This is a genomic window from Nocardia sp. NPDC052566, from assembly GCF_044547285.1.
In the GTDB taxonomy this organism is placed as follows: domain Bacteria; phylum Actinomycetota; class Actinomycetes; order Mycobacteriales; family Mycobacteriaceae; genus Nocardia.
In genome coordinates this window covers 1,357,441-1,382,043 of record NZ_JBIUAF010000002.1, presented here as the reverse complement: position 1 = coordinate 1,382,043, position 24,603 = coordinate 1,357,441, and the positions used below count along the sequence as shown (strand labels likewise).

Below are 24,603 nucleotides of genomic sequence, written 5' to 3'. Positions count from 1 at the left end.
GGCTCGACGGTCTCGCGGGCAGACTTGATAGTCCTATGGTGATCGAACGAACCGTCTTGATGCGCGCACTGTGCGGGGTGCTGCTGGTGCTGGGGATATCCGTTCCGGCGACGGCGGGCGCCGACCCGATTCCGGTACCGTTCCAGTGGCGCCAGGCCTTCATCGACGCACCGGACGGCACCCGGTTGCACGCCGACATCCTTCGTCCCGAGGGTGTTTCCGACGACACCAAGACGCCGGTCATCATGACGGTGAGCCCCTACCGCAATCACCTGGCCTACATCAGCCAGCCGCGCGTGGTGGAGAAGGGCCCGAACGCCGAGAACATGAACCCGGAGCTGTTCCTGAACGCCGGCTACACCTATGTCGTCGTCGATCTGCGCGGGTACGGCGGTTCGTCCGGCTGCCCGGATTTCGGCGGTCCCGGTGAACGCTCGGACGTGAAGGCCGCGGTCGAGTGGGCGGCGGATCAACCGTGGTCGACCGGCCGCGTCGGCCTGGCCGGTATCTCGTACGAGGGCTGGACCGGTCTCATGGGCCTGGCGGAGAAGCCGCGCGGCCTCGCCGCCGTGATGTCGTTCGAGCCCGTCGTCGACCCGTACGCGTACCTGTACATGCAGGGCATCGCGTGGAAGTTCTCGCTCAAGCCGGTGACCGAAACCGGCGTTCGCCCAGGCGATCTGGCCGGTTTCGAGCATCTGCTTATCGCGTCGACGCCGGCCCGCCCCGACGATCTGCCCGAGTATCAGGCGAATGCGTCGAAGCTACCGCTCGACTGCTATGTGCCGTATCTGCAGAACACGTCCAACCACGACCCGAACACCGAGTTCTGGCGCGACCGCGATCTGGTGGAGAAGGTGCGCGGCAACACGATTCCGCTGTTCCTCGGTCAAGGCTTCGCCGACGGAAATACCCGCGCCGACCGCATCTTCGAGCTGTGGAACGGTCTCGGCCCCGGCGATCACAAGGCCTGGTTCGGCCAGTGGGGTCACCGCACCTGCAACGACAAGTGTGGCACACCGTATTTCAACAACGAGTTCCTCGCCTTCATGGACAAGCATGTCGCGCAGCGCGACGTGACGGTGCCGGGCCCACGAATCACCATGGGCCAGTTCGACACTCGCTGGCGTGGTGAAACCGCCTTCCCGGCGGCCGATGTCCGCAGGGTGCCGATCGGTCTGCGCACGGGCAGCTACACCGATCGCGGCCTGATCCCGGGACCCGACCGCGAGATCTGGACCATCTCCGAACCTTTGGCGCAGGATCAGCATCTGTCGGGTCTGCCGTCGGCGACCGCCCGCGTCACCGGACCGCGCGAGGCGACCATCACGGCGGAGATCTACGACATCGCACCCGACGGCCGCGCCACCCTGGTCAGCCGCGGCATCGCGCCGGTCGGCGACGGTAATCCGCGGATCCGCATGCTCGCCCAGGACTGGCCGATACCGGCGGGTCACCGCATCGGGGTCAGGATCATGGATGTCTTCGACGAGGTGTGGGCACACCCACCGACGTTCGCGCAGGTGACGGTGACCGAGGCCAGCATCGAACTGCCCCTGCTCACCGCCGTGCGCACACCCGACCTGCCCGGCGGGGTCTCCGAGGCGATCCCGAAGTGGCGCAACGAGAAGACCATCACGCTCGACGCCGCGGTGGTGAAGAATGCGACGGTGGCGATGACTCTTCCCACCCGGACGGGTGACCGGTGAACGGCGTCGACGACAAGGTCGCCGAGCGGCTGGCCGAGGCACTGCGCTGTGCCACGGTGTCGACCGAGGAGCCAGGACAGTCGAACGACCCCGAATTCGGCAGGCTGGCGGCGCATCTCGAACAGTGCTTTCCCCGGGTGCATGCCGAGCTGGAGCTGACGCTGTTCGGCCGCAGTAGGTTGTACCGCTGGGCGGGCACCGAGCCGGACCGGGTGTCGGCACTGCTGCTCGCCCATCAGGATGTGGTGCCCGTCGACGATGTCGACGGCTGGACCCATCCACCCTTCGACGGCGTGGTCGACGACGAATTCGTCTGGGGCCGTGGCGCGATCGACGACAAGAGCCGGGTGCTGGCGATCATGGAGGCGGTCGAATCGGCGCTCGCCGACGGCCTGCGCCCGCGGCATACCGTCTACCTCGCCTTCGGCCACGACGAGGAGGTCTTCGGCGGCGCGGGCGCGGTGCTGATGGCCGCGCATCTGCGCGAGGCGGGGGTGCGCGCGGAGCTGCTGCTCGACGAGGGCGGCGTGATCACCGAGGGCCTCGCCGCCGACGTCGACCGCCCTGTCGCCGGAATCATGGTGGGCGAGAAGGGATATGCCACCGTCCGGCTGTCCGTGCGGGAACTGGGCGGGCATTCCTCCATGCCGGGCAGGCAGACCGCGGTGGGCCGGATCGCCCGCGCGGTGGCCCGTGTACAGGATCATCCGATGCCGCTGCGGCTGACCCCGGTGGTGGCCGACATGCTGGCCAGGCTGCGGCGCTTCATGCCCGCCTCGCGGCGCAGGGTGCTCGCGCTCGCCGGAGTGGCCGCACCGTTGATCACCAGGGTGCTCGCGACGCAGCCGCAGACCGAGGCGCTGGTGCGCACCACCACCGCGCCGACGGTGATCCACGGCGGGGTGAAGGCGAACGTGCTGCCCCAGCACGCCGAGGCGCTGGTGAATTTCCGTATCCTGCCCGGCGATTCGGTGGACGGCGTGCTCGAGCACTGCCGCAGGGTGATCCGCGACCCCGGGGTGCGGATCGAACTGGTCGGCACCGCGTCGGAGCCGTCCGAGGCCACCGGCCCCGGCCCCGCGTTCGGCATGATCGCCGATCTCGCCGAGGCCGTCGTCCCCGGTATCGCGGTCACCAGCGGAATCGTGCCCGGTGCCACCGACTCCAGGCACTACGACGACCTGGCCGACACCCGCTGCAATTTCGCGCCCATCGTGCTCACCAAGGCGGACCTCGCCACGATCCACGGAACCGACGAGCGCATCTCCCGGGTGAACTACGCTCGGCTGATCGAGTTCAATCGGCGGCTGCTCGACCGGCTCGCGCAGTAGCCGGTCGAGCACCGCCGCAGACGTCAGGAGCCGATGCATGACCGAGTCAGGGCCCGGAGGAGGCAGCTTGCGTAACCACGGAGGGCCCCTCGGGCAGGCAAAAGAAGGCACAGCATGACCGAGTCAGGGCCCGGAGGAGGCAGCTTGCGTAACCACGGAGGGCCCCTCGGGCATGCAACAGAAGGCACAGCATGACCGAGTCAGGGCCCGAGCCACGGGCCACCGAGCAGACCGGCGAATTCGACGGCCGCGGCAGCCGGATCGCCTGGCGCGCCTGGCTCCCCGAGACCGCGACCCGCGGCGTCATCGTGCTCGTGCACGGCGTCGCCGAACATTCGGGCCGCTACGTGCACGTCGGAAAGCGGCTGGCGGACAGCGGTTTCGCGGTCTACGCACTCGATCACATCGGACACGGCAAGTCCGCGGGCGGCAAGGCCAATATCGGTTCGATGGACGGCGCCGCCGACAATGTCGCCGCCATGCTCGATATCGCGACCAGGGAGCATCCCGACGTGCCGCGGTTCCTGCTCGGGCATTCGATGGGCAGCCTCATCGTGCTGTACCTGGCCACCCGCGAGCCGATCGCGGTGGACGGGATCGTGCTGTCCGCACCGCCGCTCGATATCCCGGTCGGCAATCCCGTCCAAAAGCTCTTCGCGCCGCTGATCAGCCGGATCGCACCGAACCTCGGTGTGCTGCAACTGGATTCGTCGCAGATCAGCCGCGATCCGGCGGTGGTGCGCGCCTACGACAACGATCCGCTGGTCTACCGGGGCAAGCTGCCCGCGCGCACCGGCTACGAGATCCTGCACGCCACCGAGCTGGTCAAGCGGCGCCTCGGCAAGCTCACCGCGCCGCTGCTCGTACTGCACGGCACCGCCGACGCGATCGCCGCGCCGTCCAGCTCGGACCTGATCGAACGCGGCGCCGCCGCGCAGGATCTCACCGTCCTACGCTACGACGGCCTGTACCACGAGGTGTTCAACGAGCCCGAACAGGACAAGGTGCTCACCGACGTGGTGCAGTGGCTGGAGGCTCACGTTACCGAACAGTAGGCTTCGGTCATGGAACAGACCGGATCCGTCGCGTTCATCCGCGCCATGTGGCACAGCTCGATCGTCGGCAAAGCCTACGAGGGCTTCACCGCCGAATACGCCGACCTCGGCTACGACCCGGCCCGCGTCGACGTCTTCGAGGTGCCCGGTGCCTTCGAAATCCCGCTGCACGCACAGCGACTCGCACGCACCGGCAAGTACTCCGCGATCGTCGCCGCGGCGCTGGTCGTGGACGGCGGCATCTACCGGCACGACTTCGTCGCGTCCGCGGTGATCGACGGGCTGATGCGGGTCCAGCTCGACACCGATGTGCCGGTGTTCTCGGTGGTGCTCACCCCGCACCACTTCCACGAGCACAGCGAGCACGTCACCTACTACACCGAGCATTTCGTGACGAAGGGAGCCGAGGCCGCCCGCGCGCTGGCGACCACCCTCAGCTCCCTGCGCTCACTGCCCGTTTAGGCGTACCTCCGCATTCGCTCCGGCCGTGCGCGAAGCGGACTCCGTCCGCTGCGTACCTCCCCGCATTCGCTCCGGCCGTGTGCGGTCTGGGGACGGACTTCGTCCGGCTGCGCCCATTATTCAGGTGAAGCGGGTCAGGCAGGCGCTCTCGCCGTCGAGCACGCCGGTGCGGAACGCGTCGAGGCGCTGAAATCCGCTGGGCACGATCTTGCCGTCGACATCGGCGGCGGCCAGTCCGTCCGAGAGCAGTCCGGAGACGGCCTCGTCGAGATCGCCCGCCGACAGACGCGGATCGCTGCCCGCCTCGCTGAGCCGGGCGGTGACCACGCCGGACAGGCACGCGGTACGCAGACCGGCGCTGTCGGCGCCGGTCAGCGCCAGCTTCCGCTCCTGTTGCACCGCAAGCACATAGCGGGAGATGAAGACGACGAAGGCGTTGTAGTCACCGGCCACCGTCGCGCCGAGCGGATCGTCGTCGCCCTTCAGCGGCCCGCCGCGTTTGGCAAGCGACGGCACATCGGTGCCGACGATATTGCCGGTCGGGCAGTACGACACCGGTGCCGTCGTCGTCACCTTCGGGCAGTTCTTCACCACACCGGAGTAGTCGAACTTCGGCGCGCGCTGCAGCGGGAAGATCCTGGCCAGCGCCTCGCTCATGCTGGTCAGCGAGGACACGTCGACCGGGAGCTGCGCGTCCCGCTCACCGGGTTCGAAGGTTCTCGGCAGCATGCCGCGGCGCTGCTCGAGCTCCTTCCTGTTGATCTTCTTGCAGCCCTGCGCGCCGTCGGTCCAGCCGATCTGCAATGCGGTCACCCGCTCGAACGCCGAGCCGTGCACGCTGCGCTTGTCGTTCGGATTCTGATCGCGCACCGCGACGGTGGTGGCGAGCACCGCGTTCAGCCCACTGGTGGTGTTCAGCGTGAAGTGCGCCGAATTGCCTTCGGCCACTTGACGAAGGAACACACCCGCCAGGCAATCGGCCTGCTGCTCCTCCACCACGGTCGGGGTGAAGAAGCCCGCGAGCTTGGCCTGCCCCTGGATGGAGTGACCGTATTCGTGCGCGAGCACCATCACCACCGACATCGGCCCGTACCGCTCCACCAGTGCGGGCAGCAGTACGCCGCGATCCCAGCCGATGGTGTGGTCGTTGCCGCAGTAGGCGGCGTTGACGAACTTGTAGGTGCTGACCGTGCAGAACTTGACCGCCTCCTCCTGGGGCGCCTTGGCGCTCCAGGAGATGTAGCGGGTCACCGGTTTGAAGGTGCCGGGAAAGTTCTTGCCGTACTCGGTCTTCCAGAACGTGTCCAGATCGGCGAGGGTGTTCAGGGCCAGCTTGTCGTAGGTACCGCCGTCACCGTTCTCGGCGGTGAGCGTGGTGTCCGGTACCCCGGAGCGCGGCCCGCTCGGTCCGGTGCTCGATGCCGCGCCCGCCAGTTCGAACGGATTGCCCGACGCGTCGGCGGTGACCTTCTGGCTCGGCTCCTCACCGGCCCGTACACCGCAACCCGCCAGCGCGGCGGCCACCGCCACCAGCGCCAGCAGCGCACCCACCCGCAGCCGTCTGGTCCTGTTCATTCAGTTACCTCCCCGAGTCCTGTGCCTGATTATCGCGCAGAACCCTTGGGGCGCAACGATGGTTAGCTCAGCCAAACACGTGCGATCACCGCGCGATGATCCGAACCGGGAATGGTCAGCGCACGCAGGTCCTCGGTGGTGCCGCCGGCCACGAGCACATGGTCGATGCCGATCACCGGACCCCAGCTACGGTCGGTCGGGAAGGTGCGCACCAGCCCGGCGCCCGCCTGATCGGCCGCCGCTTGGAAGCGGCCGCGCACCAGCTCGCGGAACTCCACGTGATCACGCGTCGAATTCAGGTCGGCGCCGACGATCGCGGCGCCCTGCTCCGCGTCGAGAATGCCGCGGATCCAGCCGAGTTCGGTGGTCCACCGGTCGAAGTCCTGCGGGATCACCGGATGGAACGCGTACACGGTGACCGGCCCGCGCTGCGGATGATCCATTACCGCCGAGATGTTGTGCAGCCGGAAACCCTCGTAGTTCTTGGTGTCGCGCAACGGATACCGGCTGTAGATCCCGGTGCCCGCCGCGCCGACATACGGCTGGAGATAGTGGTAGGGCAGCAGCTCATCGATACCCGCCGCGGTCAGCCGGTCGACCGCCTGCGGTGTCATCTCCTCCAGGGTGAGCACATCGACCCGGCTGTCGCGCACCGCCGCGAGCACCGCGCCGACATCGGCCTGTCCGAACAGCAGATTCGACTGCATCACCGTCACCGGCGTGCCACTGGCCGCCCGCCCGTCCGGCACGAAACTCGGCACCAGCGTCCACAGCACCGTCGCGACAACGACTCCCGCGACCGCCGCGCTGCGCCAGCCGCGCGCGATCAGGAACAGTAACAACCCGACGAGCGCACCGATCATCAGATACGACGCCCCCGCGGCGAGCAGTACCGGTATCAGCCGCCCCTGCCCCACACCGAAATACAGCACCAGACCGACTAGTCCGGCGGCTAGAGCGCACCACCCCGCACCGAGTAGCACTCGGTTCAACCATTTACGCATTCCCCGACCCTACGCACGACATGTGCAGACGAAACGGACCGGTTGTGAAGATCCTGTGGTGCCGAATCCGAGTGCTGCCAGCCCGAACCGGCGGCGCGGGGCACGCGGTCCTAGACTTGGGGCCAAGTACCCGTTTGGTCGTTGGGCGGCGATTACGACAGGACCGGAGGTAGCCGCCGTGTATTTCGAAGAGTTCGAGGCGGCGGGGGCGCTCACCGTCGATATCGCGGAAGACCTTGCCGCGCTGGCAGGTCGGTACAGCTCACGGATCACCGTCAACAGCGGTGGCCGCAGCGTGCAGGCGCTGGTCCTGCCCGCCGCCTGGGATGTGCTGCGGATCCGCGCGGGCAGCGTCGTCTCGGTCACCGCCGAACACGGCCACCGGGCCGCGGGCGACGAAGACCGACTAGCGATCCGTGACTTCGTCACCCGCTTCCAACTGCTGACCGGCGAGGTCAGCTCCGTGCGTGACGCATCGTCTTGACCAGCGTGGCGGTATCGGCGGTCAGTGAACCACCCGCGAATTCCAGTGTGGCGTGCGAACGTTGCGCCGCGGCCGGGTGGCCCGCACCGCACGCGTCGGTGACGACGACGGGCAGATAACCGAGATCGAGACTGTGCCGCACCGTCGGTTCGATACCGACCTCCATCGCGATGCCCGCGATCACGTAACTGTCGATACCGCAGTCGCGCAGGGCGATATCCAGCGGCGTACCGGCGAAGGCCGACATGGTGATCTTGTCGAACACCATCTCGTCCGCACCCGGCGTCAGCTCGGGCGTGAGCTGATACTGCGGCGAGCCCTGCGGGAAGCTGGAGCGCACCTGCATCGGATCGTCGAGATGCTGCCACTGCATCGCCGTGCGCAGCTGCGACACCCCGGCGGCGGCCGCGGGCAGCGACATGTGCCGGGTGTAGAAGACGCGGAAACCGCCCTCGCGTGCCGCGTTTCGCAGCTGGACGCAGGCGTCGACGATCCGGTCGGCGTCCTGGATCTGCCGCACGATGCCGACCTGCATGTCGTAGATCACCAGCGCCATCCGCGCCGGATCACACGCCTCCTCGACCGTCTGCGGAATGCTCAGCCCAAAGGCGCTTTTCATGTCCGCACCTCACTTGGTCCGGTCGTAGGGCTCGGCGACGTCGACCGAGGCATCCATCAGCGCCTCCAGCGGCAACGGCGCCTGCACCGGAACATAGGTCCACTCCAGGTATCCGGCCTTGGTCAGCGGGAAGTCGTCGACGTATTTGCGCGCCTGCTCGACGCTGTCGACCTCGAAGACGATGACGACGCCCGGTTCGTCCGCGCGGGCGTAGTTCTCCCGCACGATGCCCGCCTTCCACAGCCGCCACACATTGGCGACCTCCTGTGGCAGGTAGGGCGTAATGGTCTCCATCGTCACACCGGGCTTGAAACGGTCGAAAACGATGACTTTCATGGGGATTGGGCTCCCTGTCTGCCGAAATGGGTGCGGCGGCGCCGCGGTACGACTCCATGGAAGCGCGATGATTACAGTGTTACAAGAACGCACTTTTTGGTGAGTACCGGTGCGGTGAGCATGGGAGCACTGCGATGACGGACAAGCGCTACCACTGCGCGGTCGAGGTCACCGTCGACCTCATCGGCGGCAAGTGGAAGCCGGTGATCCTGGCGCACCTCAAGGAGGGCGTGCGCCGCTACGGCGAACTGCGCAGGCTGATGCCGTCGACGAGCGAGAAGATGCTCGTCCAGCAGCTGCGCGAGCTGGAGGCCGAGGGCCTGGTACGGCGCAGCGTCTTCGATACCGTCCCACCGCAGGTGGAATACGACCTGACCGAGGAGGGCTGGAGCCTGGTGCCGGTGCTCACCGCGATGTACGAGTGGGGCGAGAAGCGCGCGGCGCGGGCGGGCATCACGGTCCAGCCCTGAGCTCCTAGTCCCGGCTCACCCTCATCGAGACGATCGCGTCCATACCGTCCAGCTGAGCGGGATCGATGGGTGCGTACCGAAAGTCCTCGGGGACGACCGCGGGCACACCGGGATGCGCGCGCAGCGCGGTCAGCAATGGCCGCACCGGAAACAGTCCGCGCTCGCCCGTCGCATCGGCGAGCAGATACTGCAGACTCGACGAATCCGACTGCGGCGCGGCCAAATCCGCGGTATCGCTACCGATGAAGACGTAGCGATCGCCGAGCTCCGCCGCGACGAGCGCGCCCGCGCTCCACCAGTGCAGGTGCTGTCCCGCCATTCGCATCGAGGAGCGATGCCGCTGCAGGTGCGAGTTGTGCGCGAACACCAGGCACCCGCCGCGGTCGGGCGCGCTCCTGGCGATATCGAGCAGGTTCGCGGCCATCATGCGGTCGCGCTCCTGGCACAGCACGCCGAAACGATCGGGCGTATCGGCGGCCATGGCCGCGTGATAGCGCAGCAGCCCGACGGCGGTGCGGGCGAACAGGTTCGCGCGCTCGAAGGCGATCTCCGAGCCGGCCCCCCGCAGGCCGGGCGCCTCGGTCTGGAACACCGCAAGAACATCGTCGGCCGCCACGCGCAACGCTCGCGCCCGCGCCGAATCACCGATGGACCGTGCGGGTTCCAGCATCGCGGCGGGGTTCTCCCACGGCGCGTCCGCGCCGAGCAGTTCGCTCAGCTCCGCGGCGTCATGGGGCACGCGGTCCGCACCGAGGTGCTCGACCAGGTAGGAGTGGGCGCCGAGCAGCGCGGCACGCGGACTCGGCGCGTGATCCATCTCCGTCGGTGCGTCGACGCCGTAGAACCGCACGCGATCCAGTTGCCGCGCGTTGACATCGCGCAGCCACGTGACGAGTTCGCGGTTGGCGGGCCAGCTCCCCCACTCGTGACTGAATCCCTTCGCGAGCACCTCATCGAGATCGCCGATACCTGTGGTGACGTATTCGTCGACGAGCACCCCTGACAGGCAACTGCTTTCGAGGGCGATGGACCCGTAACCGCGATACTCCACCAAATACCGCAGCAGGTCGTTGCGCAGCTGCAGGAACTGTTCCACGCCGTGCGTCGGCTCGCCGAGGGCGAGCAGGGCGGGTGTGCGATCGAGCCGGCCGAGGAACCGGGTCATCGCCGCGCCGAGCGCGGCATCGTCGCCGAGGTCGAGACCGATATCGCGAACAGCTGTCTGAACGGACATGAGCTGAGCCTTTCGTGGTGCCGAATCAACTCCTTCAACCGTATCGTTGAACATACGGCTGGCACTTTTGCTGGACTTCTGCGACAAACCCTTGGTAAACCCTCAAACAAGGGCGTAGCACACTGGAGTCATGGCGCCACCCGATCTGCGGCCCGCCGACCTGGCGGCCGAGCACGGCCTGTCCACCCAGGCGATCCGCAACTACGAGGACGACGGCATCCTGCCGCCGTCCGCCCGCACCGACAGCGGCTACCGCCGATACACCCTCGCGCACGCCCAAGCCCTGCGCGCTTTCCTCGCCATGCGCCGGGCATACGGCCATCAGCGGGCCGCCACCATCCTGCGCGCCGCACACCGCGGCGACGACGCCACGGTGTTCCGGATCATCGATCAAGCGCACACCGACGCACTGCGGGAACGCGAAACGCTCGACGACGTCGCCGCCACGCTGAACGCGCTCGCCACCGCGCCCACCGCGCCCGAAAACCCGCTCACCATCGGCGCATTGGCGCATCAGCTCGGCATGCATCCCGCCTCCCTGCGCAAATGGGAGCAGGCGGGCGTGCTGCGCCCGCAGCGGGATCCGAGCACGGGATACCGCGTCTACGCACCGAATACGGTGCGCGACGCCAGGATCGCCGGCGAGCTGCGCCGCGGCGGCTATCCGCTGGCGCGGATCAGGCTGTTCCTCGACGAGCTCCATACCGCCGGGGACACAACCACTTTGGCGGACACACTGCACGAATGGCGAACCAGACTCAGCTACCGAGGCCGCGTGATGCTGTCCGCAGGCTACGAGCTCGACCGCTACCTCACGATGATCGACGCGACCTGATCACTCGGCGACCTGATCGCTCGACGGACTGATCACTCAACGACCTGATCACTCAACGACCTGATCACTCAACGACCTAAGCGCCGAAGACGCGCTCCACCACCGCTTTCGCCCGGCGGGTGATGCGCATGTAGTTGTCGAGGAATTCGCTGCCGTCGTCGTTGGGCCAGCCCGCCACCCGCGCGACAGCGGAGAGCAGCCTGCCCGGTCCCGGCAGCTGATCGGCGGGCTTGCCGCGCACCAGCACCAGTGCGTTGCGCGCCTTGGTCGCGGTCAGCCAGGCATCGCGCAGCAGCGCCACATCGGCGGCATCGAGCAGTTTGCTCTGCTCGATGACGTCCAGCGATTCCAGCGTCGAGGTGTTGTGCAACGCGCGCACATCGTGGGCGTAGCGCAGCTGCATCAGTTGCACGGTCCACTCGATATCGGCGAGCCCGCCGCGCCCGAGCTTGGTGTGGGTGGCCGGATTCGCCCCGCGCGGTAGGCGTTCCGCGTCGACCCTGGCCTTGATCCGCCGGATCTCGCGCACCGCGTCGGCGGAGACGCCGCCCTCCGGATAGCGCACCTTGTCGATCAGGTGCAGGAACCGCAAGCCCAGTTCCTGATCACCGGCGACCTGATGCGCCCGCAGCAGCGCCTGTACCTCCCACGGCTGCGCCCACTGCTCGTAGTAGGCGGCATAGGCGGCGAGAGTACGCACCAGCGCGCCGTTGCGGCCCTCCGGCCGCAGTCCGGCATCCACGTGCAGCGGCGGGTCGGTGCTCGGCGCGCCGAGCATCCGCTGCACCTTCTCCGCTACCCCGTTGGCCCACTTCACGGCCTTGGTCTCGTCCTCGCCGGGCCGCGGATCGCAGACGAAAAGCACATCGGCGTCGGAGCCGTAGCCGAGCTCCATGCCACCCAACCTGCCCATGCCGATCACCGCGAGATCGGCGGGCGCGGGCGCGTGGGTTTCCACCTCGGTCGCCCGGATCACCGCTTGCAGAGCGGCTTCCAGCACCGCGACCCACACCGAGGACAGCGCCTGGCACACCTGGCGCACGTCGAGCATGCCGAGCAGGTCGGCCGACGCCACCCTGGCCAGCTCGTGCCGACGCAGCGAACGTGCCGCCGCCACAGCTCTTTTCGGGTCTTCATAGCGGGCAGCGGCGGTCAGGATACCGCGCGCGACATCGTCGGGCTGCGGCGCGAGCAGCAGCGGGCCGCCCGGCCCGTCGGCGTACATCCGGATGGTGTCCGGCGCATTGATCAGCAGATCCGGTAGGTACTCCGAGGAGCCGAGCACGATCATCAGCCGCTGCGCGATCGCGCCCTCGTCGCGTAGCTCGCGCAGGAACCAGATCTGATCGTCGAGTCCCTCCGACACCCGCCGGTACGCGAGCAGCCCGGCATCGGGATTCGGTGTCTCACCGAGCCATTCGAGCAGCGTCGGCAGCAGCAGCGCCTGGATGCGGCCCTTGCGCGAAACGCCACCGGTCAATGCCTTCAGATGGCCGAGCGCGTTCTCCGGCGCCGCGTAGCCGAGCGCGGCGAGCTGCCGGATCGCCGCGTCCGGGCTCAGCCGCAGCGCGTCGGAATCCAGCCGCGCCACCGCCTCCAGCAGCGGGCGGTAGAACAGCTTGGCGTGTAATCGCCGCACCCGCACCGCATTACGGCGGATCTCCGCGCCGAGCACACCGACCGCGTCCTGCCTGCCGTCGGGGCGGATGTGCGCGGCGCGGGCCAGCCAGCGCATGCCCTCCTCGTCGTCGGCGGCGGGCAGCGTATGGGTGCGCTTGAGTTTCTGCAGCTGCAAACGATGTTCGAGCAGCCGGAGGAATTCGTAGGAGGCGGTGAGGTTGGCCGCGTCGTCGCGGCCGACGTAACCGCCCGCGGCCAATGCGGTCAGCGCCTCGACCGTGCCCTGCACGTGCAAGGTCTCGTCGACCCGCCCGTGCACCAATTGCAGGAGCTGGACCGCGAATTCGACGTCGCGCAGGCTGCCGTGGCCGAGTTTGAGTTCGCGCTCGCGCAGATCCGCGGGCACCAGATCCTCCACTCGCCTGCGCATCGCCTGCACGTCGGCGACGAAATCGGGCCGCTCCGAGGCGGTCCACACCATCGGCATCAGCGCGTCGCGGTACTTCTGCCCGAGGATCAGGTCACCGGTCATCGGGCGGTTCTTGAGCAGCGCCTGGAATTCCCAGGTCCGCGCCCACCGCTTGTAGTAGGCGATATGCGAATCCAGCGTGCGCACCAGCGCGCCCGCCTTGCCCTCCGGCCGCAGCGCGGCGTCCACCTCGAAGAACGCGGCGCTGCCGACGCTCATCAGCTCGGCGGCGAGCCTGGTCGCGGTCGCGTCGGCAGGCTCGGCGACGAACACCACGTCGACATCGCTGACGTAGTTCAGCTCGCACGCGCCGCTCTTACCCATCGCGATCACCGCGAGCCGGACCGGGCACGGCGCGTCTTTGCAGATCCGCGCCACCGCCACCGCGAGCGCGCCGGTGAGCGCGGCATCGGCCAGATCGGTCAGGTGCCGCCCGACCACCTGATACGGCAACACCGGTTCGTTCTCCACGGTGGCCGCCAGATCCAGCGCGGCGAGCAGCATCAGCTGATCGCGATACCGCTTGCGCAGCAACGCGACCGCCTCCGGGCCGGACACACCGGCACGGAACAGCATGGGCCCGGCATATGCCCCGTTCTCCGGCACCGCGCCGACCGCGTCGAGCATGTCGGCGATCACCTCTTCGCGCGTGGGCAACCCCTTGCGCAGCAACACCTGCCAGGCCGACGGATCGATCACCAGGTGATCGGCGAACGCGCTCGACGAGCCGACCAGCGCGAACAGCCTGCCACGCAACGAGGTATCGGTGCGCAGCGCCGAATCCAGTGCGGCCCACTCGGTTCCGAGCGCCTCGCGCAGCCGGATCAGGGTGGACAGCGCGAGGTCCGCGTCGGGGGCGCGCGACAGCGCCCACAGCACGGGAATACTTTCGACGTTGTCCCAGGCCAATTCGCGTAGCGAATCGGCGGCCGTCGGCTCGAGCAACCCGAGCCGACCGACACTTGGAACAGCGGAGCGGGCAGACGGTGGCCGAACCATGACTCTTAAATTACATGCCCTTGACTAAGGACATGCCGCAGAGTCGATGCCCTTACGGTTACAGTCCGAGGTATTCCTTGAGCTCGAACGGGGTCACCTGGCTGCGGTAGTCCGCCCACTCCCTGCGCTTGTTACGCAGGAAGAAGTCGAAGACATGTTCGCCGAGCGTCTCGGCGACCAGCTCCGAACGCTCCATCGCCTGCAGCGCCTCGTCGAGCGTGCCGGGCAGTTCGCGGAAGCCCATGGCGCGGCGCTCGGCGGCGGTCAGCGACCACACGTCGTCCTCGGCCTCCGGCGGCAGCGTGTAGCCCTTCTCGATACCGCGCAGACCGGCCGCGAGCAGCACCGCGAAGGTCAGGTACGGGTTGCATGCCGAATCTGGGCTGCGGATCTCGACGCGGCGCGAGGACGACTTGTTCGGCGTGTACATCGGCACGCGCACCAGCGCGGAGCGGTTGGACCGGCCCCACGAGGCCGCGGTCGGCGCCTCGCCGCCGTGGATCAGGCGCTTGTAGGAGTTCACCCACTGGTTGGTGATCGCGCTGATCTCCGGCGCGTGTTCCAGGATGCCCGCGATGAACGCGCGCGCGGTCTCCGACAGGTTGATCGGGTCGTCCGGATCGTGGAAGGCGTTGGCCTCGCCCTCGAACAGGCTCATATGCGTGTGCATCGCCGAACCGGGGAACTTGGAGAACGGCTTGGGCATGAACGTCGCGCGCACGCCCTCGTCGATGGCCACTTCCTTGATCAGGTAGCGGAAGGTCATCACGTTGTCGGCCATGGACAGCGCGTCGGCGTAGCGCAGGTCGATCTCCTGCTGGCCCGGCGCGCCCTCGTGGTGGCTGAATTCCACCGAGATGCCCATGGATTCCAGCGCGTCGATGGCGTGGCGGCGGAAGTTCGGCGCCGAATCGTGCACGGCCTGGTCGAAGAAGCCGCCGGTATCGGCCGGGATCGGCTCCGAGCCGTCCTGCGGGCCGTTCTCCAGCAGGAAGAACTCGATCTCCGGATGCACGTAGCAGCTGAAGCCGACATCGCCGGCCTTGTTCAGCTGGCGGCGCAGCACGTGGCGCGGGTCGGCCCAGGACGGCGAACCGTCGGGCATGGTGATGTCGCAGAACATCCGCGCGGAGTGCTGATGGCCCTTGCTCGTCGCCCACGGCAGCACCTGGAAGGTGGACGGATCGGGCCGGGCGACCATATCGGCCTCCGAGACACGGGCGAAGCCCTCGATGGCCGAACCGTCGAAGCCGATGCCTTCCTCGAAGGCGCCCTCCAGCTCGGCGGGGGCGATGGCAACGGACTTCAGGTATCCCAAGACGTCGGTGAACCAGAGCCGCACGAAGCGGATGTCCCGTTCTTCGAGCGTCCGCAGCACGAATTCCTTCTGGCGATCCATGTCCGCGAGCGTAAGCACCCGGCGTTAAATCCGTGTTACATACACGCTTAGGATTGCATTCCAGTTATTCGGAAATGAACCTCACGAGCCGGTACGGCTGGACGTGAGCGGTTTTCGCCTCAGCAGGCCTGCCCGTTCGCGGGGGCCTTCAGGGTGATCAGGTAATCGATCACCGCATTGTCGACGCAGCGTTCACCCGCCACCAGGGCGACAGTATGCCTGCTGCCCTTGAAGGTGATCAGCGCCGCGCCCAGCTGGCCTGCCAGGTCGACCCCGGCCTGATACGGGGTCGCCGGATCCTCGGTCGTCGACACCACCACCGTCTTCGGCAGGTCGCGCACCGAAACCTGGTGCGGCTCGCTGGTATTGGGCACCGGCCAGGTCGCGCACAACTCCAGCGGCGCGGCGCCGGTGCCGCGCCCGTCGTCGGCGAACGGCGCCACCCTGCGGTATTCGGCGTCCTGCTTGCCGACCACCGCGCGATCGGTCACCCGCGGATCGTCGACGCAGCGAATGGCGTTGAAGGAATCGGTGCGATTGCTGTAGCTGCCGTCGTCGCGGCGGGCCTGATACATATCGGCCAGGCGCAGCAGGGTGTCGCCGCGATTGTCCCGCAATTCCTGCAGGCCCATGGTGAGTCCGGGCCACAGGTCATCGGCGTAGAGCGCCTGGCGCACACCGGTCATCGCGTCGTCGTAGCCGAGGCCGCGGGTGTCTCGCGTCGGTATCCGCTTGCCCCACACCGGGTTCAGCAGCTCGCGGAAGCGGGTGACCGCCGCCGCGCGCTCGGTGCCGAGCGGACAGTCCACCTGTGTGACGCAGTCGGCGGCGTAGGCGTCGAACGCGGTCTGGAAGCCCGCTGCCTGCCGCAGCGATTCGGCCACCGGATCCTGGGTGGGATCGATCGCGCCGTCGAGCACCATGGCGCGCACGCTGCCGGGGAACTTCTCCGCGTAGGCGGAGCCGAGCCTGGTGCCGTAGGAGTAGCCGAGGTAGGTGAGCTTCGCGTCGCCGAGCACCGCGCGCAGCACGTCCATGTCCTGCACCACCTCGCGGGTGCCGACGTGGGCGAGGAAGGCGGCGCCGCTGCGCTGGACGCAACGGTCGGCGTAGCGGCGGTTGTCCGCCTCGGCGTCGGCGATGCCCGCGGGCGAGTTGTCCTTCGGCGGCTCGGACCGTTCGGCGTCGTTCTCCGCGGACGTCTGGCAGACGATCGACGGCGTCGACGCGCCGACACCGCGCGGATCGAAACCGATCCGGTCGAACCGCTCGGCCAGCGGCGTCGTCGCCGCCATGCCGGACATGGATAGGCCCGCCTCGCCGGGCCCGCCCGGATTCATCAGCAGCGCGCCGATCCGCTTACCGGTCGCCTTGATCCGCGAGATCGCCAGCTGCGCGGTCGGCCCGTCCAGCGCCGCGTAATCGATCGGCACCGTAACGCGCGCGCATTCGGCCTTGGGCGCCAACCGGATCGAACCGTCGCCGAATCCCTGGCAGGAGACCCACTCCAGCTGCTGGGTGTAGAACCGCTCCAGCCCTGCGGGCGGCGCGGGCAGCGGCGCGTTCGCCCCGTCACGCCCGGCGGTGCATCCGCTCGACACCAGCGCAAGCACCGCCGCCACCAGCACCGCACACCCACTCCGCACCACAGCCATGACCACGATGGTGCCAGGGCGGCGCACCTGTGTGATCGATCGCACCGGCGGTCGACCTTAAACGCACCGCGGCGCAGGTGGCACACTTGATTGGTCAGCAAAACCCGGGGACCTGCGACGGCCCCGAGGCACACGACGAAATGAGGGACGAAGATGTCCGTATCCGATGCGGAAACCCCTGCCTACGGCGCTGCCCCCACGGCCACCAAGGCCAAGCGCAAGGTCCGGGTGCACCACCTTCAGGAAATGAAGGCCAACGGTGAGAAGTGGTCCATGCTCACCGCGTACGACTACTCCACGGCCCGGCTGTTCGAAGAGGCAGGCATTCCCGTGCTGCTTGTCGGCGATTCGGCCGCCAATGTGGTGTACGGCTACGACACCACCGTGCCGATCACCGCCGACGAGCTCATCCCGCTCGTCCGCGGCGTCGTGCGCGGCGCACCGCACGCGCTGGTCATCGCCGACCTGCCGTTCGGCAGCTACGAATCCTCGCCGCAGCAGGCGCTGGCCACCGCGACCCGGTTCATGAAGGAGGGCCAGGCGCAGGCGGTGAAGTTCGAGGGCGGCGAGCGGGTCGCCGAGCAGATCGCGATGATCACCTCGGCGGGCATCCCGGTGTGCGCGCACATCGGCTTCACCCCGCAGAGCGTCAACGCGCTCGGCGGTTTCCGGGTGCAGGGCCGTGGCGACGGTGCCGAGCAGCTCATCGCCGACGCCATCGCGGTCCAGGAGGCGGGCGCGTTCGCCGTCGTCATGGAGATGGTGCCCGCCGAGCTGGCCGGGCAGGTCAGCAACAAGCTGACCATCCCCACCGTCGGCATCGGCGCCGGCCTCGACTGCGACGCCCAGGTGCTGGTCTGGCAGGACATGGCCGCCTACACCAGCGGCAAGACCGCCAAGTTCGTCAAGCGCTTCGGCGAGGTCGGCAACGAGCTGCGCAATGCCGCGGCCGCGTTCGCCGACGAGGTGCGCCGCGGTACCTACCCGGGCCCGGAGCACAGCTTCTAAAGCGCGTCACCCTCGTTCCGGCCGAGCCGTGCGCACCCGCGCACGGCTCGGCCGGAAGTATTTCCGCCCCCGCCCGCCCGTGCGAAAAAATGGCAGACTCGATGCCGACAAGCACGATTCGAGCAGAGGGCAGGTATGCGGCAACGCCGTTGGATTTCACGCAGCACGCTGGCGATCGCGGGGGTGGCGGCCACCGCGGCCTTGACCGCCTGCGGTTCCTCCACCACCCCGGCGCCGACCGGCAGCTCCGCGTCGACCACGGCGGCGCCGTCGTCGACCAAGCCGGGCGGCGGCACCACGGTGAAGCCGAGCGCACCGGAGGTCACCGACGCCCAGGCCACCCAGCTGTGCGACATGATCCGGCCGGTGCTCTCGGACTGGCGGGTGCAGGGCCCGACGCTCGGCAAACTCCAGCTGAACGCGCTCGTGATCGAATGGCGGGTGCGCACCGGCGCGCTGCAGGCCGATAAGCCGACCATCGATCGGATCACCACCAAGAGCTGCCCCGATGTCCGCCAGCAGGCGATCGAGGCGCTGGAGATCCCGGATCTGGCCTCGGGATTGGTGCTCTGATGCGCGGACCGTACCCGGAGATCGAACCGTACGAGACCGGCATGCTCGACGTCGGCGACGGCAACAAGGTGTACTGGGAGGTCAGCGGGAATCCCGCGGGCAAGCCCGTGGTGTTCCTGCACGGCGGCCCCGGCGGCGGCACCGAGGCCTATCAGCGCCGGTTCTTCGACCCGGCCGCCTACCGCATCGTGCTGTTCGACCAGCGCGGCTGTGGCCGGTCCACCCCGCATATCGCCGACGGCGCGAGCCTGGACACCAACGACACCCCGCACCTGATCGCCGATATCGAGGCGCTGCGCGAACTGCTCGGCGTCGAGCGCTGGCAGGTGTTCGGCGGCTCGTGGGGTTCGACGCTCGCGCTCGCCTACGCGCAGGCGCATCCCGGGCGGGTGACCGAACTGGTGCTGCGCGGCATCTTCCTGTTGCGCCGCAAGGAGATCGACTGGTTCTACAACGGCGCGGCGGGCTACCTCTACCCGGACGAGTGGGAGAAATTCCTCGCGCCGGTGCCCGAGGCCGAGCGCGACGGCGATCTGGTCGAGGCATACCACCGCCTGCTGCACTCCCCCGACGAGCGGGTCGCGCTGGCCGCCGCCGTCGCATGGTCGGTGTGGGAGGGCTCGACGATATCGCTGCGGCAGCAGCCGGAACGGATCACCGAGGTCGGCGATCCCCGGTTCGCGCTGGCGTTCGCGCGCATCGAGAACCACTACTTCCGGCACGGCGGTTTCCTCGACGAGGCCCAGCTGCTGCGCGATATCGGTAAGATCGCCCATATCCCCGCCGTCATCGTGCAGGGGCGCTACGACGTCGTCTGCCCCGCGATCAGCGCGTGGGATCTGCACCGCGCGTGGCCGGAATCGGTGCTGCACATCGTGGACGACGCGGGCCACGCCGCCAACGAGCCCGGCATTACCCACCATCTGGTCGCAGCAACCGATGGATTCGCGAAAGTGAGCTGACCATGGTCGCCACCGCCGGCACCGCGATCGTCGCGGCACTCCGCGACGACGTGGACCGGCTGCTGGCCGCCGAACCCGAGGTGCGCTGCGACGCGGCGGATTCCGTGCACCAGATGCGGGTGGCCACGCGCAGGCTGCGCAGCGTGCTCCGCTCCTATCGCAGGCTGTTCCAGACCGATCCGGTCACCGCGATGGGCGCGGAGCTGAAATGGCTCGCCGCGCTGCTCGGGGTCGCCCGCGACGCGGAGGTGCGCGCCGACCGCTTCGACATCCTGCTGGCCAAGCACGCCGTGCAGGCCGAGGCGCTCGGCGCCGACCTCGACACCGTGACAGCGCGATTGGTCACCGCCGAGCTCGCGCGGTACCGCGGCGCACACGCCCAGGTGCTCATCGCGCTGGACAGCGACCGCTATGCGGCGCTGCGCGCGGAGCTGATCCGCTGGCGCACCGAGCCCCCACTGCGCGAGCAGCGCGCCGACCACCCCGCCGACGAGCACTTCGCCGTCGTGCTGCACCGCGACCGGCACCGTGTCGAGCGGCTGGTGCACGCCGAGCCGAGCGTGAGCCGAGCCGAGCGGGTCGAGCTGCTGCACGATATCCGCAAGAGCGCCAAACGATTACGGTATTCCTGCGATGCCGCCGAGCCGGTGCTCGGCGCCGCGGCGAGCGAACTCGGCGGCCGGGCCAAACGCCTGCAGACCGTGCTCGGCGATCACCGCGACGCGATCGAATCCCAGCACGCGCTGTTCGCCATCGCGGCCGACGCCGCTGCGGCGGGCGAGGATCCGGCGACCTATCGGCTGCTCGCGGGCGCGGAGGAGGCGGCCGCGCGCGCGGCGCTGGAGCGCTATCCCGCCGCGGCCGAATCGCTGTCCGCGGACTGATCTTTCGCGGGATAGGCGAAGGTGATCTTGCGGTTCGCCGGATCCGCCGACACCAGCCGCACCCGCACCGACTCCCCCTCCGGCGGCTGGCCGACGCACGGCCCGAGCACCGGCGGATCGGCGACGAAGATCTCCGCGGGCCGGTTGCCGTTGGCCTCGCGCACCACCACCGCCTCGAATTCGGTACCGGCGCGCGGCGCGAGCAGGGTCGCCTCGGTCAGGTCGATACAGGCGCGCTCCACCTTGCCCGCGACGGCGTCGCTGCGCCGCATGGTCTCGGCGGTGCCGACGAGGCCGTCGCGGACCCATTGCGGCACTTCGATTCCCGCGCTGCGGGCCAGGCAGATCTCGGTGGCGAAGCGGTCGGCCAGCCGCCGCAGCGGCGCGGTCACATGCGCGTAGGGCGCGCCGATCGCACTGTGCTGCAATTCGACGCTGTGCTGCAAACCGTCCGGCGCCATGCCGACCGCGCCGTCGAGCACGGTGTAGCTGGCGCCGCGCAGCAGGCCGGTGGCCTCCGACATGAGCACGAGCGCCGCGGGGGTGTTCGGGTCGAGTTCGGCGAGCATGCGCCCCACCGGCTGCTCCTCGGGCCAGTCGACGCCGAGCGCGGCCGCGGTGCGCCGCATCGATTCGGCGGCCGCATCGGCGGGCGGCGGCATGGTGCGAAGCAGTGCGATGCGCTCACCCTCGGAGCCATTGCCGTCCAGCATGATTCGCGCCGCGCACATTCCGGTCAGCAGCGAGATCTGCTCGTTCCAGTCGTCGGCGGCGGTGCGCGGCTCGACCACCAGCCGCCAGTTCCCGTCGGTGTCGTCGTCGCGGACCACCGACTGCGCGGGCAGCCGCAGCCCGATCGCGCCGCGGGCCAGACCGGCCTCGATGCGCCGCGTGCCGAATTCCGGCAGGGCCGCGATCGAGGGGTGCAGGCGACCCGCGTCGGCATCGGCCTGCACGGTGGCGTAATCCAGCCTGGCGCGGGAGCGGACGGTGGCGCGCACCACCGAAAACCGCTGCGGTTCGGCGTTTTCGTCGAGTTCGATGGTCCACAGGGCCACGGGTCGGGTCTGCTCGGGTAGCAGGCTGGCCGAATTCTCCGACAGGATCGGCGGATGTAACGGCACGGTGCCGTCGGGTAGGTAGAAGGTCTGCCCGCGGGCGCCCGCCTCCCTGGCGAGCGCACCGGCGGGGTCGATCACCGCACCGACATCGGCGATCGCGTAGTGCACGCGATAGCCGGTGCCGGTGCGTTCCAGATGCAGCGCCTGGTCCAGATCCATGGCACCGGGCGGATCGATCGTCACGAAAGGGATATCCGTGCGATCGATCCGATCGCCCGCGAACGCGTCGACCGCGTCGCGGGCTTCGGCGCGCGCCGCGGCGGGATACGCCGCGGTCAGTCCGAATTCGGAACGGATGGCGCCGAAATCGACCGGCGCCGACACGATCCGCTGGTGCAGTTCCACGCTGGGGGCGCCCGGTCCTACTGCAGCGCCAGCATGGTGCCGTTCAACTGATCGAACGGCCCGAAAACGGTGAAGGTGACCCGGCCACCCGGCACCGACGAGGACACGGTGGCCGCGGCGTCGAGCGCCTCACCGAACGAGGCGGCCGACGGGTGCGGCAGACCGGCGATCGTCCGGCCGAGGTGATTGTCCGACACCCACGCCGTGTCGGCGGGGCTGAGATCCACCCGCACGCCACCCGGCAGCGGAGTCACCGCGACCGCGTTCGCGGACCCGGCGCCGAGCATGGCGAAAACCGATGCGGCCCCGGCAATCAAAGCGCCGGCGACCATAGAACGAACTACCCGCATAAAGTTGAGACCTGCTTTCCCGCGATCAAGGAGTGAACGGCCCGCTCCTACCCGGCAACGGGCCTAGCCGACGGCGATTACTTTATGACGTCCCTCACGTTCTAGGCCAGTTACGCACGAATCGCCCTGCCGGACACGGCGAGCCGGGTAGTCCTGCTAACGTTCCTGCCGTTGCGGGCAAGCTCTGGTCCCGCACATTCGAAGTGTTCGGCATACATCGACAATTGGGAGTTCCGTACAGATGTCTTCGATTGTTTTCGACTACCTGCTGCCGTTGGTCGGTTCGGAGCAGGCCGCGTACTGGGCCCAGGTTCTGGTGATCCAGCCCGCCTGACCGCAGCGTCCGCTGTGAGCTTCGCCTCGCCTCCCGTGACCACACGGGAGGCGAGTTTCGTTCCGGGCGGCTAGCATCCCGCTGCGTGACAAGAACTACCGCCGCAATCGCGGTCTGCGCCACCGCCTTCGCTCTGCTGCTCAGCGGCTGCGGCGAGGACAAGTCCACCGGATCCGGATCCAGTCCGGCCAGTTCCAGTGCCAACGCGAGCACGTCCGCGGCCAAGCCGGGCGACAGCACGTCGGTCGACAATCTGAAGACCAGCTCCTTCGTGGTGAGTTTCAAGGGCGCCTTCCCGAAACTCGCCGAGGGCAAGGACGACAAGCAGATCGGCGCCATCCTCACCGAGACCTGCAAGGACATCAAAGGCGGCAAGTCCGAGGACGACGCCGTCAAGAACATCATCGGCCGCACCAAGACGGGCAGCACCGAGGCGTCCAAGGAAGAGGCGCAGGCGATCTACGTGATGGCCAAGCTGCTCTGCTGACGATCCGGACGAGCTATTCGTCGATCCAGGGCAGGAACCTCGGCAGGAATTTCAGCGCGTAGCCGATACCGATCATGATGAGGATCGCGGCTATGGGAATGAGGATGGACATCGATCGGTCCTTGCTTGCGTTGTTGCCGAATGTCTTGCGTTATCGGTGTCGGTGCGGTGAACGCCGGACCTACACCGGTATACGCGCGATGTATTACGTCCGCGTTCCGTCCTGGTCCGATGCGGCGTCGCCGGGTGCGGCCGGGAGTGCGGCTTCCGGCGCGGGTGCGGGAATGGCCGCGGGGGGCGGCGACGGCTCGGGCGGTGGCGCCGGTTGCGCGCTGCGTTCCAGGAAGCGAAGCAGCTCCACCGGGAACGGCAGCACCAGCGTCGAATTCTTCTCCGCGGCAACCTGAACCACCGTTTCCAGTAGTCGCAGTTGCAGCGCGGCGGGCGTCTCGCTCATCTGTGCCGCCGCCCGCGACAGCATGTCGGAGGCCTGCAATTCGCCCTCGGCGGAGATCACCCGCGCCCGGCGTTCCCGCTCCGCCTCCGCCTGCCGCGACATCGAGCGCTTCATCGAATCCGGCAGTGCCACATCCTTGATCTCGACGCGGTCGATGTGCACGCCCCAGCCGAGCGCCGGACTGTCGATCATGATCTCCAGCCCCTTGTTCAGCTCCTCACGGTTCGACAGCAGGCTGTCCAGATCGCTCTTGCCGATGATCGAACGCAGCGAGGTCTGCGCGACCTGCCCCACCGCGAACAGATAGTTCTGCACCTCGACCACCGCGAGCACCGGATCGAAGACCCGGAAGTAGACCACCGCGTCCACCCGCACCGTCACGTTGTCGCGGGTGATGCCGTCCTGCGCGGGCACCGGCAGGGTGACGATCTGCGTCGACACCTTGCGCATCTTGTCCACGAACGGAATCAGCATGCGCAGCCCCGGCTCGCGCGTCCCGATCACCCGGCCGAACCGGAAGACCAGCCCCTTCTCGTACTGGGTGACCACGCGAGCGCTTGCCGCCGTGGCGATTCCGCCCGCTACCGCGCCGATACCGAAGATCGCCGCCAGGATTTCGAGAATCATCTCTTGCTACCAACTTCCGCTCCCCTGCGCCTCCATGATGGCACCGGAATTGGACGCATGAAGGAAATCCCCGCGCCCCCACAGCACGAATCCCGGCCGCGAGACAAGACCCAAAGGCCGCCAACCGCAACCTCTCGAAGCACCACGCACCCCGTACGGAGCGAGTCTTACGAGCGACCGTTGGCGGCCGTCTCGCATC

Annotated in this window: 23 protein-coding genes; 12 read left to right on the top strand and 11 right to left on the bottom strand. The window is 68.4% G+C overall.

The annotated features are described in order from the left end of the window. The first annotated feature begins 35 nt into the window (after window positions 1-35). The 4 genes from ACIG5A_RS13355 (at window position 36) to ACIG5A_RS13340 (ending at window position 4,557) form a co-directional block, all read left to right on the top strand. Window positions 36-1,709: a CocE/NonD family hydrolase gene (locus ACIG5A_RS13355; RefSeq protein WP_397240425.1), complete on the top strand. Its 1,674-nt coding sequence runs from the start codon at window positions 36-38 to the stop codon at window positions 1,707-1,709. Then, window positions 1,706-3,040: a M20/M25/M40 family metallo-hydrolase gene (locus ACIG5A_RS13350; protein ID WP_397240424.1), complete on the top strand. Its 1,335-nt coding sequence runs from the start codon at window positions 1,706-1,708 to the stop codon at window positions 3,038-3,040. The genes ACIG5A_RS13355 and ACIG5A_RS13350 overlap by 4 nt, the downstream gene beginning before the upstream one ends. Window positions 3,041-3,231: 191 nt before the next feature. Continuing rightward, window positions 3,232-4,095 (top strand): lysophospholipase, encoded by an 864-nt coding sequence (locus ACIG5A_RS13345; protein WP_397240423.1) that lies wholly within the window; start codon window positions 3,232-3,234, stop codon window positions 4,093-4,095. Window positions 4,096-4,104: 9 nt separating this feature from the next. Further along, complete coding sequence (locus tag ACIG5A_RS13340; protein ID WP_397240422.1) at window positions 4,105-4,557, top strand: 6,7-dimethyl-8-ribityllumazine synthase; 453 nt, start codon at window positions 4,105-4,107, stop codon at window positions 4,555-4,557. A gap of 120 nt (window positions 4,558-4,677) precedes the next feature. On the opposite strand, the gene ACIG5A_RS13335 is transcribed toward ACIG5A_RS13340, so the two are convergent. Together ACIG5A_RS13335 and ACIG5A_RS13330 are read right to left on the bottom strand one after the other, a co-directional pair. Then, a complete protein-coding gene (locus ACIG5A_RS13335) occupies window positions 4,678-6,132 on the bottom strand; it encodes a metallopeptidase (RefSeq protein ID WP_397240421.1) in 1,455 nt (484 codons plus the stop codon). A 62-nt stretch (window positions 6,133-6,194) separates the two neighbouring features. Beyond that, complete coding sequence (locus tag ACIG5A_RS13330) at window positions 6,195-7,136, bottom strand: endonuclease/exonuclease/phosphatase family protein (protein WP_397240420.1); 942 nt, start codon at window positions 7,134-7,136, stop codon at window positions 6,195-6,197. Between the two features lie 178 nt (window positions 7,137-7,314). Here ACIG5A_RS13330 and ACIG5A_RS13325 point away from each other — a divergent pair, with 178 nt between their 5' ends. Then, window positions 7,315-7,620, top strand: coding sequence for a hypothetical protein (locus ACIG5A_RS13325; RefSeq protein ID WP_397240419.1), 306 nt, complete (start codon window positions 7,315-7,317; stop codon window positions 7,618-7,620). Here the strand turns inward: ACIG5A_RS13325 and ACIG5A_RS13320 are convergent. Next, entirely contained in the window at window positions 7,592-8,239 is a 648-nt protein-coding gene (locus ACIG5A_RS13320; RefSeq protein WP_397240418.1) for a cysteine hydrolase, read from the bottom strand. The genes ACIG5A_RS13325 and ACIG5A_RS13320 overlap by 29 nt on opposite strands. Before the next feature lie 9 nt (window positions 8,240-8,248). Continuing rightward, on the bottom strand, window positions 8,249-8,575 hold the full coding sequence (locus tag ACIG5A_RS13315; RefSeq protein ID WP_397240417.1) for a hypothetical protein: 327 nt from the start codon (window positions 8,573-8,575) through the stop codon (window positions 8,249-8,251). A gap of 134 nt (window positions 8,576-8,709) precedes the next feature. Here ACIG5A_RS13315 and ACIG5A_RS13310 point away from each other — a divergent pair, with 134 nt between their 5' ends. Then, entirely contained in the window at window positions 8,710-9,045 is a 336-nt protein-coding gene (locus ACIG5A_RS13310; protein ID WP_397240416.1) for a winged helix-turn-helix transcriptional regulator, read from the top strand. A gap of 4 nt (window positions 9,046-9,049) precedes the next feature. Here ACIG5A_RS13310 and ACIG5A_RS13305 read toward each other — a convergent pair whose 3' ends face one another. Then, entirely contained in the window at window positions 9,050-10,279 is a 1,230-nt protein-coding gene (locus tag ACIG5A_RS13305; protein ID WP_397240415.1) for an erythromycin esterase family protein, read from the bottom strand. A 130-nt stretch (window positions 10,280-10,409) separates the two neighbouring features. Here ACIG5A_RS13305 and ACIG5A_RS13300 point away from each other — a divergent pair, with 130 nt between their 5' ends. Beyond that, a complete protein-coding gene (locus ACIG5A_RS13300; RefSeq protein ID WP_397240414.1) occupies window positions 10,410-11,114 on the top strand; it encodes a MerR family transcriptional regulator in 705 nt (234 codons plus the stop codon). Between the two features lie 76 nt (window positions 11,115-11,190). On the opposite strand, the gene ACIG5A_RS13295 is transcribed toward ACIG5A_RS13300, so the two are convergent. The 3 genes from ACIG5A_RS13295 to ACIG5A_RS13285 form a co-directional block, all read right to left on the bottom strand. Beyond that, window positions 11,191-14,202: a bifunctional [glutamine synthetase] adenylyltransferase/[glutamine synthetase]-adenylyl-L-tyrosine phosphorylase gene (locus ACIG5A_RS13295; RefSeq protein ID WP_397240413.1), complete on the bottom strand. Its 3,012-nt coding sequence runs from the start codon at window positions 14,200-14,202 to the stop codon at window positions 11,191-11,193. Between the two features lie 58 nt (window positions 14,203-14,260). Beyond that, window positions 14,261-15,601: a glutamine synthetase family protein gene (locus ACIG5A_RS13290; protein WP_397240412.1), complete on the bottom strand. Its 1,341-nt coding sequence runs from the start codon at window positions 15,599-15,601 to the stop codon at window positions 14,261-14,263. A 119-nt stretch (window positions 15,602-15,720) separates the two neighbouring features. Beyond that, window positions 15,721-17,256, bottom strand: a complete 1,536-nt coding sequence (locus ACIG5A_RS13285; RefSeq protein WP_397240411.1) for an alpha/beta hydrolase — start codon at window positions 17,254-17,256, stop codon at window positions 15,721-15,723. A 153-nt stretch (window positions 17,257-17,409) separates the two neighbouring features. Between ACIG5A_RS13285 and panB the strand changes: the two genes are divergently transcribed. The 4 genes from panB (at window position 17,410) to ACIG5A_RS13265 (ending at window position 20,683) form a co-directional block, all read left to right on the top strand. Then, window positions 17,410-18,264 carry a 3-methyl-2-oxobutanoate hydroxymethyltransferase gene (gene panB / locus ACIG5A_RS13280; protein ID WP_397240410.1) on the top strand — a complete coding sequence of 285 codons (855 nt, stop codon included), beginning with the start codon at window positions 17,410-17,412 and terminating at the stop codon, window positions 18,262-18,264. Window positions 18,265-18,399: 135 nt separating this feature from the next. Beyond that, entirely contained in the window at window positions 18,400-18,837 is a 438-nt protein-coding gene (locus ACIG5A_RS13275; protein ID WP_397240409.1) for a hypothetical protein, read from the top strand. Further along, the gene (pip, locus tag ACIG5A_RS13270) at window positions 18,837-19,799 is read left to right on the top strand and encodes a prolyl aminopeptidase (protein WP_397240408.1); all 963 of its coding nucleotides are present in this window, start codon (window positions 18,837-18,839) and stop codon (window positions 19,797-19,799) included. Before ACIG5A_RS13275 ends, pip begins: the two co-directional genes overlap by 1 nt. Before the next feature lie 2 nt (window positions 19,800-19,801). Next, on the top strand, window positions 19,802-20,683 hold the full coding sequence (locus tag ACIG5A_RS13265) for a CHAD domain-containing protein (protein ID WP_397240407.1): 882 nt from the start codon (window positions 19,802-19,804) through the stop codon (window positions 20,681-20,683). Here ACIG5A_RS13265 and ACIG5A_RS13260 read toward each other — a convergent pair. Together ACIG5A_RS13260 and ACIG5A_RS13255 are read right to left on the bottom strand one after the other, a co-directional pair. Then, window positions 20,647-22,149, bottom strand: coding sequence for an RNB domain-containing ribonuclease (locus tag ACIG5A_RS13260; RefSeq protein WP_397240406.1), 1,503 nt, complete (start codon window positions 22,147-22,149; stop codon window positions 20,647-20,649). The two genes, ACIG5A_RS13265 and ACIG5A_RS13260, sit on opposite strands and share 37 nt — an antisense overlap. Window positions 22,150-22,166: 17 nt before the next feature. Further along, a complete protein-coding gene (locus ACIG5A_RS13255; protein ID WP_397240405.1) occupies window positions 22,167-22,466 on the bottom strand; it encodes a hypothetical protein in 300 nt (99 codons plus the stop codon). Between the two features lie 452 nt (window positions 22,467-22,918). On the opposite strand from ACIG5A_RS13255, the gene ACIG5A_RS13250 reads away from it, so the two are divergent. Further along, window positions 22,919-23,320: a hypothetical protein gene (locus tag ACIG5A_RS13250; protein WP_397240404.1), complete on the top strand. Its 402-nt coding sequence runs from the start codon at window positions 22,919-22,921 to the stop codon at window positions 23,318-23,320. A 205-nt stretch (window positions 23,321-23,525) separates the two neighbouring features. On the opposite strand, the gene ACIG5A_RS13245 is transcribed toward ACIG5A_RS13250, so the two are convergent. Next, window positions 23,526-24,404: a slipin family protein gene (locus tag ACIG5A_RS13245; RefSeq protein ID WP_397240403.1), complete on the bottom strand. Its 879-nt coding sequence runs from the start codon at window positions 24,402-24,404 to the stop codon at window positions 23,526-23,528. Window positions 24,405-24,603: the final 199 nt, after the last annotated feature.